At 39.0% G+C, this 12265-nt stretch carries 10 protein-coding genes; all 10 read left to right on the plus strand.

What is annotated here, in order from left to right; translation table 11 throughout:
* The first annotated feature begins 415 nt into the window (after nt 1-415).
* The 10 genes from ileS (at nt 416) to map (ending at nt 12256) form a co-directional block, all read left to right on the plus strand.
* On the plus strand, nt 416-4093 hold the full coding sequence (gene ileS / locus E0E16_RS03080) for an isoleucine--tRNA ligase (protein WP_130828768.1): 3678 nt from the start codon (nt 416-418) through the stop codon (nt 4091-4093).
* Between the two features lie 99 nt (nt 4094-4192).
* Nucleotides 4193-4576 (plus strand): TraR/DksA family transcriptional regulator, encoded by a 384-nt coding sequence (locus tag E0E16_RS03085; RefSeq protein WP_130828769.1) that lies wholly within the window; start codon nt 4193-4195, stop codon nt 4574-4576.
* A gap of 55 nt (nt 4577-4631) precedes the next feature.
* Nucleotides 4632-5300: a lipoprotein signal peptidase gene (locus E0E16_RS03090; protein ID WP_130828770.1), complete on the plus strand. Its 669-nt coding sequence runs from the start codon at nt 4632-4634 to the stop codon at nt 5298-5300.
* A gap of 16 nt (nt 5301-5316) precedes the next feature.
* On the plus strand, nt 5317-6261 hold the full coding sequence (locus E0E16_RS03095) for a DUF4296 domain-containing protein (protein ID WP_130828771.1): 945 nt from the start codon (nt 5317-5319) through the stop codon (nt 6259-6261).
* Nucleotides 6258-6461, plus strand: coding sequence for a hypothetical protein (locus E0E16_RS03100; RefSeq protein ID WP_130828772.1), 204 nt, complete (start codon nt 6258-6260; stop codon nt 6459-6461). The genes E0E16_RS03095 and E0E16_RS03100 overlap by 4 nt, the downstream gene beginning before the upstream one ends.
* A gap of 29 nt (nt 6462-6490) precedes the next feature.
* The gene (locus tag E0E16_RS03105; protein WP_130828773.1) at nt 6491-8131 is read left to right on the plus strand and encodes a M23 family metallopeptidase; all 1641 of its coding nucleotides are present in this window, start codon (nt 6491-6493) and stop codon (nt 8129-8131) included.
* A gap of 27 nt (nt 8132-8158) precedes the next feature.
* Nucleotides 8159-9799 (plus strand): dipeptidase, encoded by a 1641-nt coding sequence (locus E0E16_RS03110; RefSeq protein WP_130828774.1) that lies wholly within the window; start codon nt 8159-8161, stop codon nt 9797-9799.
* A 200-nt stretch (nt 9800-9999) separates the two neighbouring features.
* Nucleotides 10000-10512 carry a DMP19 family protein gene (locus E0E16_RS03115; protein WP_130828775.1) on the plus strand — a complete coding sequence of 171 codons (513 nt, stop codon included), beginning with the start codon at nt 10000-10002 and terminating at the stop codon, nt 10510-10512.
* A complete protein-coding gene (gene smpB / locus E0E16_RS03120; protein WP_130828776.1) occupies nt 10505-10984 on the plus strand; it encodes an SsrA-binding protein SmpB in 480 nt (159 codons plus the stop codon). Before E0E16_RS03115 ends, smpB begins: the two co-directional genes overlap by 8 nt.
* A 411-nt stretch (nt 10985-11395) precedes the next feature.
* Nucleotides 11396-12256, plus strand: coding sequence for a type I methionyl aminopeptidase (gene map / locus E0E16_RS03125; protein ID WP_130828777.1), 861 nt, complete (start codon nt 11396-11398; stop codon nt 12254-12256).
* Nucleotides 12257-12265 lie beyond the last annotated feature (9 nt).

Genomic DNA, 12265 nt, shown 5'->3' on the forward strand with positions numbered 1-12265 from the left:
TTTGGAGGGTAAAAGATAAGCTTTTGAGAGGCAAAAGATAAGCTTTTAAAACGGAACTCTAAATCGCTTATTATCAAAGCTTTATTACAACAATAATTAAGTGTACCACGCAAGTCGGTTTGTCATGATAAATAAAGCATGCCTTGGGCGTTGGTGGTTTGAGAATTCTGTTTGTTTACTGATTTTGAATTGCATGATTAAAATCATTGACTGCCCCTTAAATGAGATAGCGTTCTCAGGCAAACATTAAACGATTGAAAATGTGTCAAAGGCATATTCAGAAAACACAGATTGCAGCCATATCGAATGATTAAGTGCGCTATCTAAACCTATTACATTTTATTTTTTTGGTTGTTTCGACTATTATTTATATCTTTGCATACTCGTAGAATAATAGATTTAGAAGAATAATAATATGGCTAAAAAATTCGCCGAATACAATGGCCTGGATTTGGTTAAAACCAACAAAGATGTGTTGGAGCAATGGAAAGAAAACGATATTTTCCATAAGAGTATTGATGAACGTGAAGGAGCTCCAAAGTTCATTTTTTTTGAAGGACCTCCATCAGCGAATGGTCATCCGGGCATCCATCATGTTCTGGCGCGTACCATAAAAGATACGTTTAACCGCTATAAAACCATGCGAGGATTCCAAGTTCACCGTAAGGCCGGATGGGACACACATGGATTACCCGTTGAGCTGGGAGTTGAGAAAGAATTGGGTATTACAAAAAAAGATATCGACAACAAATCCTCTGAAAAATATATTTCAACTGAGGATTACAACAAGAAATGCCGGGAAAACGTCATGAAGTTTACGGAAGAATGGCGTAAACTTACGGAGGAAATGGGATATTTTATCGATTTGGATCACCCATATATTACTTATGACAATAAATATATAGAAACCCTATGGTGGCTGCTTAAGCAGCTGTACAATAAGGGGCTGCTGTATAAAGGCTATACCATTCAGCCCTATTCTCCGGCGGCAGGTACCGGCTTGTCGAGCCATGAACTCAATCAGCCCGGTTGTTACCGTGATGTAAAAGATACTACTGTTACCGCGCAATTTAAAATCGTTGCTTCCGATTGGGAGGCATTCGTTAAGAAACATGGCATTAAATGGAATAATTGGGGAGAGCCTTCGTTCTTGGCATGGACAACCACTCCTTGGACATTACCATCTAATACGGCATTGTGTGTGGGTCCAAAAATTGATTATGTCATTTTAGAAACTTATAACCCATACACGGCAGAGAGAGTTTCAGTTTTCATTGCCGAATCAAGGGTTTCTGCTTATTTCAAACCAGAAGGAGAAATTAAAGAAGGTGAAGAGTTGCCGGATTACGCTTCAGGTGACAAAATCTTACCATATCGCATTATAGCAAAGGTTAAAGGAAGTGAACTTGAAGGTGTTAGGTATCAGCAACTTATGCCATGGATTAAACCCGTAGAGAAAACTGGAGACTTTGCTGCAAAATTTGTTAATGACTACGCCCAAGCCCATCCGGAGAAAGTTTTTGATAGTGAAGACGGACGCGACAGCTTTGTCGAAATGTCGAGCGAGGCTTTCCGCATTATTCTTGGCGACTACGTTACAACAGAAGATGGTACGGGTATCGTGCACACCGCCCCTACATTTGGTGCCGATGATGCCAAAGTTTGTAAGGATGCTAATATCCCGGCTCTATACCTGATATCCAAAAAGGGTGAGACGCGCCCAATGGTGGATTTACAAGGTAAATATTATTCCATAACTGACTTAGATCACAATTTTATCCGATGCTGTGTAAATGAACAGGCTTATGGAACTCATGCGGGTGATTACGTGAAGAATGCTTACGATCCCAAGTTCAATCAAAATGGTGTATGGGATAAAGTCGCAAGTGAGAAATCTGAAGACTTAAATATCATTATGTCTTTGGAAATGAAAAAAGAGGGTACGGCATTTGCCATTAAGAAGCACGTACATAATTATCCGCATTGTTGGCGCACGGATAAACCCATTCTTTATTATCCACTTGATAGTTGGTTTATAAAGGATACGGCAAAAAAAGACCAAATGGTGGCTCTTAACAAGACCATCAATTGGCAACCGGAATCAACCGGTTCGGGAAGGTTTGGAAATTGGCTCGAGAATTTGAATGATTGGAATTTAAGTCGTTCGCGTTTTTGGGGAACTCCGCTTCCGATTTGGCGAGATGACAAACGTAATGAAAAATGTATTGGCTCAATAGAGGAACTGTACAATGAGATAGAAAAATCAGTCGCAGCGGGAATTATGAAGTCGAATCCCCTGAAAGAGGAAGGTTTCATAATTGGTGATTACAGTCGCGAAAATTATGATAAGATAGATTTACATCGTCCATATGTAGATAATATTATTTTGGTAAACGACAACGGAGAGCCAATGTACCGTGAAAACGATTTAATTGATGTGTGGTTTGACAGTGGCTCCATGCCGTATGCACAGTTACATTATCCGTTTGAAGGTGAATTGGATGAAACATCCATGAAGGAAGCCGGACTAACTGAAACAGAATGTCGTAGCCAATTGATAAATTCCGAATATAAGGGAATACCGGTACCTCCGGCATTTTATCCTGCCGATTTCATCAACGAGGGAGTTGATCAGACGCGAGGATGGTTCTTTACCTTACATGCGATAGCTACGATGGTGTTTAATTCCGTCGCATTTAAGAATGTTATTTCCACAGGGTTGGTTCTTGACGCTAAGGGGAATAAGATGAGTAAGCATGTGGGTAATGTAACCAATCCCTTTGAAATGTTAGAGAAATATGGTGCCGACCCTGTTCGTTTCTATATGCTGACGAATAGTGCTCCATGGGATAACTTGAAGTTTGACCCAAAAGGGGTTGATGAGTGCCGCCGAAAATTCTTTGGCACATTGTACAATTCCTATGGCTTCTTCGCTCTTTATGCGAATGTGGATAAATATGTAGCTCCCGATTTAGGAGACAATGAGTGCGTGCTGAATAGCGATGCGCCGGAGATTGATAGATGGATTATCTCCAAATTGAACTCCTTGATATTACATGTAACTGAAGAATTGGAACGCTTCGATCCAACACGTGCCGGTCGGCTCATTGATAATTTCGTTAATGATGATTTGAGTAATTGGTATGTTCGTCTAAATCGCAAACGTTTCTGGGGCAAAGAAATGAGTGCTGACAAGAAGAGTGCTTATGATTGTCTTTACATCTGTTTGATGACCATTTCCAAGTTGATGGCACCTTTAGCTCCTTTCTATTCAGATAAACTGTATCTCGATTTGGGAGGAACAAAGGAAAGTATACATTTGGAAGATTGGCCTAAAGTGAACGCTTCTTTCATCGACGCAGAATTGGAGACCAAAATGGATATGGCACAGCGTATCACTTCAATGGTTTTGGCTTTACGGCGTAAAGTGAATATTAAAGTACGTCAGCCATTGGCTCAAATAATGATACCGGCAATTGACGACACTCAGAAACGACATATTCAAGCTGTTTCAGAATTAGTTAAATCTGAAGTGAACGTGAAGGCACTTAACTTTATCGAAAGTCAAGGAATATTAGTTAAAAAAGTGAAGTGCAACTTTCGCGTAATGGGCAAAAAGTTTGGAAAGCGGATGAAAGCAGTAGCTTCTCAAATGGATAGCCTTACTCAAGATGATATCGCTGCTTTTGAAAAGACTGGATTCTATGAATTTGACTTATCAGACGAACACGTGATTGTGGATATAGCCGATGTTGAGATTATATCTGAGGATATTCCCGGTTGGCTGGTCAGCAATGAAGGAAACCTCACTGTGGCATTGGAAGTTGAGCTGACAGATGAACTTCGTAATGAGGGGATGGCGCGTGAGCTTATCAACAGAATTCAAAACCTACGGAAAGAAACCGGATTTGAGATTACCGACCGCATCATTGTTACTATCGAGTCTCATGAAAAAACCAATGCTGCATTGGACAGCTTCAGCGATTTAATTAAAAATCAGGTTCTTGCCAATGACATTGTTATTGCTGACAATAACGGAACAGAAGTTGATCTTGATGGATTCAAACTTAGAATAACTGTAAACAAGGCTTAGTGAGGAGTATAAAAAACAATGATTGGATATAAAATGCTCATCGTACGTAATATTTACAGCTCTCAAACAAATCTATTAATTCAATAAACATATAACCTTATGGACATAAAGAAACGCTATAGTGATGAGGAACTTGATGAGTTCAGAGTCATAGTAAATGAAAAACTGAAAATCGCGAAGTCGGATTATGAGGAAACAATGAAAGTACTCATGAACAAGAATACAAATGACATTGATGATACGTCACCGACTTACAAGGCATTGGAAGAAGGTAGCTCCAATCAGACGAAAGAAGAACTTGTGCAAATGGCACAACGACAACAGAAATTTATTCAAGGATTGCAGGCTGCCCTTGTTCGTATTGACAATAAAACATACGGAATTGACCGTATAACAGGAGAATTGATTCCAAAGGAAAGATTGCGCGTGGTGCCTCATGCTACTTTGAGCGTAGCTTCTAAACAGGCAAATAAAGATCACTAATTTGTCAATTATCCGGAAACTTATCTTCTCATGGAAAACAGTTTCTTTTAAGGAAATGATAAACAGAGGAAAGAAAACAATTATTGCTTGTTCACTCATTCTATTTTTGTTAGCAATAGATCAAGTAATAAAAATCGCTGTAAAGCTCAACATGAATCTTGGGGAATCAATTGAAATATTCGATTGGTTCCACATTGAATTCATAGAAAATAGTGGCATGGCTTTCGGTATGGAACTGGGAAGCAAACTCTTTCTGAGTTTGTTCAGAATTGTTGCCGTATGTGGATTAACATGGTATATTTGGAAGAAGATAAAAGATGGAGCAAGGCTCGGCTATGTCATAGTTCTTTGTATGATTTACGCGGGTGCCTTCGGAAATATTATTGACTCATTAATATATGGTGAGATATTTACGGAATCGCATCCTTATTATTTAAATCTCCCTCCTGCACATTTAGTGGAGTGGGGTAATGGATATGCTTCAATACTGCATGGAAAGGTAGTTGATATGTTTTCGTTTCCTCTTTTTCACGGCACGTTCCCGACTTGGATTCCATATGTTGGCGGACAGGAATTTTTGTTTTTTTCTGCCATCTTTAATTTTGCTGATGCATGTATTAGTGTAGCGGTTTTCATCCTCCTACTTTTCTATAGGAAAGATTTTAACGGATATATACCTAACTGCCAACAAGAAAATGAAGGGGTGAAGTCATACGAAGGATGATTATATTTGTTTGAATATGATAAGAAACGAAAAAGTATTGTATGTTTATTTAATGATATCATTTTTTTTATTGATATCATGTAAACCTACTGTTCCTTCCAATTATATTCAACCGGGCGATATGGAAAAAATCCTTTATGATTATCATTTGGCAATGTCTTTGGCAACACAAAAAGGAAACTCTTCGCAAATTCAAAAAACCTACAAGTTGATGGCTCTGAAAAAGCATGGCGTATCAGAGAGCCAGTTCGAATTATCCATGCGGTATTACATGAGACATACGGAAAAACTTCACAAAATCTATGAAAACTTATCATTGAGATTTGAAGAAGAAGCCAGAATACAAGGGATTTCTGAAAATGATTTGAATCAATATGGTTCATCGATGTTGCAAGGGGACACAGCCGATATATGGAACAAAGCTAAATCTATGATCTTAACACCATACGCTCCACGTAATTATGAGTATTTCACCATTAAAGCGGATACTTCTTTCCACAAGGGTGATAAGCTAATGCTCAACTTTGATTCAAAATTTATCATTCAAGATGGCACTCGCAATGCTATTGTTGTATTAAATGTTGTTTTCAAGAACGATAGCATCTCTTCACAAACGTTGCACATCAACTCTGATTCCCACCAATCATTGGTATTGGAAGATAATGACGGATTAGGCATAAAGTCGGTTTATGGCTATTTCTTAATGGCAAAACCTCAAGAATTGAGTTCTACATTTAAGTTGTTGATACTTACAAATATACGTCTAATCAAGATGCACGTCCGTGGTTCGGAAGGCAATCAGCCTGACTCCATGAAGGCAACTGGAGATATTCGAATGGTTGGTGATAATCCCGTCAATCCTCACTTACCTCTGAAACCTTATGACGAGGAGTTGAAAGAGCAACGAACTCCTCAAGAAGCCATGAGAGAGCGGAATATTCCAGAACGAGTGCCAAGATGAAACGTTTTGCAGCACATAGAGTTGTTTATGCCGGTACAGTTCACAAGCCGGGGGTTGTTGAAATTAACAATGGTAGAGTTACAGCTCATTATAAGCTAACTGAAGAAATTGCTATGACGATGTGGTTGAGAGGAACCATTGAGATTTTAGAAGACGACAATACCCTTAAGGCGTATTACGATAATGCCCTTTTGGGTTAATCAGAAATGAATAGTAAACAATCATACACATGAAATATATATTGGGCTTTCTGTTGGCAGCATTATCTTTCAGCTCTCCGGTTCACATTCCCGTTCAACTTGCGGGAAATTTTGGAGAACCGCGCCCCAATCATTTTCATGGGGGAATTGATATAAAAACTGACAGAGGTGTTAATTTTGGTGTTTATTCCGTTGCAGATGGATATGTAGCAAGAGTAATCGTGGAGAAATACGGCTTTGGCTATGCATTAGTTATTGCACATCCCAATGGACATTCCAGCATTTACGTTCACTTAAATCGTTTTGCCCCTCAGATAGAGGCAGCCGTAAAACAATGGCAATATAAGAATCATCAATTTTCCGGCGACATCTCTTTTACTCCGGGACAGATCGCAGTTCACAAAGGGCAATTTATTGGTTTAAGTGGTTCCACCGGTGCGTCCCAAGCGCCACATCTTCATTTGGAATATCATGAAACCAAGACCGGGGTAATGCTTGATCCGCTCATTCCATTAAGTCATATATTAACGGATAACACTCCCCCGACAGCTTATTCTTTCAAGAGTTTTCCTTTACCCGGCGAAGGCGTATTTCAACATACACAAGAATCTCGCGTCTTTGGATTTTCCAAACAAAAATTTGAAGCTTGGGGTAAAGTCGGATTTGCTATTTTTGCTCACGATAACATGGACTCAGTCTATAACAATCTTGGTGTACGCTATATCCAGTTGTATTGTGACGGAAAATTGGTTTTCTCCAGCAATGTGAACGAAATTCCGGCGAATAACAATCCGATGATAAATGTATGGGGTGATTTTGAGCATTATCAGCGCAGCCACATCTGGTTCTTAAAGTCATTTATAGAACCTTCAAATCGTTTGCCAATATTGTGGGCTGATAAGGATAAAGGAATCATCAATTTTAATCAATCGCGCGATTATCACTTAAAATATGTTCTGAAGGATTATTATGGTAATAAGAGTGAAAAGGAGTTTATAGTGCGTGGAAGACCGGAAAAAATTGTCCAGATGGTGAAAAACAATTCTCCTTATTTAATACAGCCAACACGCCATAACATTTTACGATTTGAGAGTGTAAAATTAGAAGTGGGTAAATACTTACTTTCAAAGAATTATCTGCTACATCCTCAAATTTTGCCTATTTCAGATGCAGTATCTTTCGGTTATCGCTTCCAACCTAATTCAACATTCCTGTTAGGAGAAGGGACGATTCACATAAAGATAAATAAAAATATACCAGACCCCTCAAAATTATTTATCGCTTCCTGTGGGTCCATGAATGAAATCTCTGCCAATCTTCGCTTTCTCTCTTCTACGTATAAAAACGGCTGGGTAAGTGGGAAAATACGAGATTTAGGCAAAATATATTATGCTGCGTATGACGATATTCCCCCTACCATCCAACTCAAGAATACCAATCCGAGAGATATAATTATAAAACTTGCAGATAATGCCAGTGGAATTAGAAGCTATGAATGTTATATCGACAATCAATTCGCTCTTTTTACATTCGGCAAAGACAGCAGAGTTATTCGATGTAATTTGTTCGATACTCCGATACTACCAGCTAAGAAAGAAAGAGAATTAAAAGTGATAGCCAAGGATAATGTGGGAAACACAAAGCAATTCAAGGCAATAATCAAATATTAGAGAATTATTAATTTTAAACTATAGATTATGAAGAAACTATTATTGACAGTACTTCTCGCAACATCCTTTATGGTGGCAGAAGCGTGTACAAACTTTATTGCGACCAAAGGCGCGACAAAAGATGGTTCTGTATTTGTTACTTACAGTGCCGATGATTATGGCTCGTTTATGAAACTGTGCCATTATCCGGCAGGAATACACGCGAAAGGAACAAAAAGAGAAATTATTGATTATGATTCCGGAGTGAGTCATGGATTTATTGATGAAGCCCCAGAGACTTATAATGTTATCGGAAATATTAATGAATACGCAGTAAGCATAGGTGAAACAACTTATGGTGGACGCGAGGAGATGATAGACAAGAGCGGTATCATTGACTATGGCTCATTGATGTATCTCGGGCTGCAAAGAAGCAAGACAGCTCGCGAAGCCATTAAGATAATGACGGATTTAGCCAACAAGTATGGCTATAATTCAAGTGGAGAAAGTTTTACCATCGCCGACCCTAATGAAGCATGGATTCTTGAGATGATGGGATGTGGAGGAGACCCAAAACAAAAGATCGTTTGGGTCGCAGTTCGCATTCCTGATGGAACTATTTCCGGACATGCAAATCAAGCACGTATCGGACAATTCTCAACTTATAATACTGAAGTAATGAGCTCTAAGAACTGCATAAAATTTGCACGTTCTAAAGGATGGTTTACAGGCAAAGACAAGGATTTTAACTGGAAAATGACTTATGCGGCTCCTGATTTTGGTGGAAGACGTTTTTGTGAAGCACGTGTATGGAGTTATTTCAATCATTTTAAAGATATGTCTCGTTGGTTGCCGTGGGCGCTTGGGAAAGATCCCAATGCCGAAGATATGCCATTATGGATAGTCCCGAATAAAAAGATTGAACTTAGCGATATGGAAAATTGCATGCGCGATCATTATGAGGGCACTCCATTAAGTTTGAATAATGACCTCGGACAAGGAAATTGGGATATGCCGTATCGTCCTACACCCTTAAATTACGAATATAACGGCAAGAAATATTTCACGGAGCGTCCTACTTCCACACAACAAAGCGCATTCTCGTATGTAGCCCAATTACGTTCATGGTTGCCTCGTGAAATAGGTGGTATTATCTGGTTTGCTAACGACGATGGCAACATGGCAGCTTATGTCCCCATTTATTGTTGCTCAACAGAACGCTCAGAATGTTTTAATACTCCCGGAGCAGATGCTGTACATTTCTCTGATAAGAATGCATATTGGGTCTGCAACTGGGTAAGCAATATGGTCTATCCGCGTTATTCCCAAATGTTCCCATCCTTGAAAGAGGTGCGCGACTCATTGGACAACTCTTATTTTGCAAATCAACAAAAGATAGAGGCTAAAGCACAAGAGCTGTACAGTAATGACAAGGCTGCTGCCATAAAATATCTTAACGACTATTCCGTAGAGAAAGGCAATGAAATGATTAGCAGATGGCGTCAGTTAGCTTATTACCTCATTGTTAAATACAACGACATGATTATTAAACCCGAAAAAGATGGTAAGTTTGAAATTACTTCTACAGGTTGGGGCGCAAAGCCTGAACGACCGGGAATGAGTCAAAATGCCAGAAAAGCTCTCATAGAACAAACCGGAGATAAGTTCTTGATGCCGGAGAACAAATAAACTCAAAGTTTGTTTCATCACTCTTTCTCCCTCAGAACATGGTTCTGAGGGATTTTTATTAATCACGCATTCTTAGCGTTCGTTATCGTATTCCGAATTGAGACTTAGTTTTTGGAAGAATCCAAAAAACTTTGAATCTACAAGAGCAAATCTCAATAAAAACCGCTATCTTTGCAATTTAAACGATAAAAAATCATGGTATGCTTGAAATAAAGGTAAAAGAATCGCTGCTCCGTAATGCCGCGGAAGAAGGCATGGATGCATTTGTGGGAGTTTTTATCGATTCTATTAATTCAGCAGTGAACGGTGTTTTAACACCTGAAAACATGGAGAAGCTATCTTCTGATCAGATTACATTGCTGGGATGGAGTTATCTTCACGACGAAGTAATGGAAGGAGGATATATACAACTTATTTATAACGGCTATGGTGCTTTCATCTTTGAGAATCCATTTGCAAGAGTCCTTCGAGAATGGGGGTTGAAGAAGTTGTATTCTCACATTCAACATGCTCGAAAAGCATACGAAAAGTATCACGAGAGAATCGAGGTGGAAATGACTGACGATGAGTTTATGGCTCTTTATGAGCAAATGCCGCAGTTCGATGAATCTGATGATGAATTTGTCTTAAATGAAGAAGAATGGACGCAAATGATAGCGGAATATATCGATGAGCATATCAGCAATTTTGTAATAGTTGAGAAGAATGAATAAGGACGAATTGGCATTGAGAAAAAAGTCGCCTATACAAATACGCAACAAGAAAGCTTCTTTTGAATATCATTTCATCGATACACTCACTGCGGGCATTGTGCTTACCGGAACGGAAATAAAATCCGTTCGGGCGGGGAAAGCCTCCTTGGTAGATTCTTATTGCTTAATTAATAAAGGTGAGATGTGGCTGTCAGGAATGAATATATCCCCCTATTTTTATGGTTCGTATTCCAACCACGAAGCAAAACGCACACGAAAACTCTTGTTGAGGAAGAGGGAGATAAAACGATTAGAAACCGAGATTAAGAATCCTGGTTATACGATTGTCCCAATCTTGGTCTTCATCGATGATCATGGAAGAGCAAAAGTGGATATAGCTCTTTGCCGAGGTAAAAAGGAATACGACAAGCGACAAACTCTTAAAGAGAAAGAAGATAGACGAGAAATGGAGCGAGCAATGAAGCACTATTAGAGGGGGCAGATTCAAAAACTAAGCTTTTACATGCCATTTGCTAAGCTTTTGCAATGCAATAGCTTAGCTTTTAAATTGTAAACGCTTAGCGATTGTGAAGTAAACATTTTCAACTATTATGAAGTGTCTAAAAATCAATTATTTACATGACACTTACATTCGTTTTTGGTTAATGATTTGAAATACCTAAACAATAGTGAACAAACGCAATAGTTAGTGTCGTATCTTGCTTTTTTCAATCTTTTCTCATCGAACTACCAGTACCCTTCCCCCGGAAATTGAATAGTTCTTGATGGCAATAAAAGCCGGAAAAGAGCGATTGGAAGTCTGTAACACTTCAATTAATTAGGGTTAATTCTTTTGCAAAGTTTGCAATTTATATTATTTTTGCAGAAAGTTTATACTAATCAGATGATAATAAAGAAAAAAAGATGGCATTGTCTCAAGGGACAAGAACCTACCGAAATGGATTTACGAATCATGGCTTACGAAAAAAAAGGTAAGCTCGTTCCCACACGTGAGTTGATAAAATCACCGGAGCAGATTGAAGGTATCAAAAGAGCCGGAGAGGTAAACACAGGTTGTCTCGATGCTGTTGCCGATGCCATTCACATAGGTATGTCTACACAGGAAATAGATGATATCTGTATGCAATATTGCAAAGACCACAATGCAACCCCTGCCTGTTTGAATTATGAAGGCTTTCCCAAAAGCGTATGTACAAGTATCAATGAAGTTGTATGTCATGGCATTCCAAAGGATGATGAGTTTTTACAAGAAGGTGATATCGTAAACGTCGATATGACCTGTATCATGGATGGCTTTTATGCCGATGCAAGCCGTATGTTTATTATAGGTAAGACAACTCCGGAAAAAGAAAAATTAGTCCGTGTCGCTAAAGAATGTCTTGAGATTGGTGCAGAAGCAGCAAAGCCTTACTCCTTTGTTGGCGATATAGGTCATGCCATTCAAATGCATGCTGAGAAGAATGGCTATGGGGTTGTTCGCGACCTGTGTGGACATGGTGTTGGTTTAGATTTTCACGAAGAACCCGAAGTACTTCATTTTGGACATGCCGGAACCGGAATGTTGCTTGTGCCCGGAATGGTCTTTACCATTGAGCCAATGATTAATATGGGAACATGGAAAGTCTTTCTCGACGCTGATGACCCTTATGGATGGGAAATAATAACAGGGGACGAACTTCCTTCCGCTCAGTGGGAACATACATTTGTAATGACAGAACATGGAGTCGAAATCTTGACACATTAAGTTGATGGG

The organism is Prevotella rectalis (assembly GCF_900607215.1).
GTDB lineage: Bacteria > Bacteroidota > Bacteroidia > Bacteroidales > Bacteroidaceae > Prevotella > Prevotella brunnea.

Excerpts from the sequence above, each read along its gene's own strand:
- E0E16_RS03110 (WP_130828774.1), top strand. The coding sequence starts at position 8,159 with ATGAAGAAACTATTATTGACAGTACTTCTCGCAACATCCTTTATGGTG.
- smpB (WP_130828776.1), top strand. The coding sequence starts at position 10,505 with ATGAATAAGGACGAATTGGCATTGAGAAAAAAGTCGCCTATACAAATA.
- E0E16_RS03085 (WP_130828769.1), top strand. The coding sequence starts at position 4,193 with ATGGACATAAAGAAACGCTATAGTGATGAGGAACTTGATGAGTTCAGA.
- E0E16_RS03105 (WP_130828773.1), top strand. The coding sequence starts at position 6,491 with ATGAAATATATATTGGGCTTTCTGTTGGCAGCATTATCTTTCAGCTCT.
- E0E16_RS03095 (WP_130828771.1), top strand. The coding sequence starts at position 5,317 with ATGATAAGAAACGAAAAAGTATTGTATGTTTATTTAATGATATCATTT.
- ileS (WP_130828768.1), top strand. The coding sequence starts at position 416 with ATGGCTAAAAAATTCGCCGAATACAATGGCCTGGATTTGGTTAAAACC.
- map (WP_130828777.1), top strand. The coding sequence starts at position 11,396 with ATGATAATAAAGAAAAAAAGATGGCATTGTCTCAAGGGACAAGAACCT.
- E0E16_RS03100 (WP_130828772.1), top strand. The coding sequence starts at position 6,258 with ATGAAACGTTTTGCAGCACATAGAGTTGTTTATGCCGGTACAGTTCAC.
- E0E16_RS03115 (WP_130828775.1), top strand. The coding sequence starts at position 10,000 with ATGCTTGAAATAAAGGTAAAAGAATCGCTGCTCCGTAATGCCGCGGAA.
- E0E16_RS03090 (WP_130828770.1), top strand. The coding sequence starts at position 4,632 with ATGATAAACAGAGGAAAGAAAACAATTATTGCTTGTTCACTCATTCTA.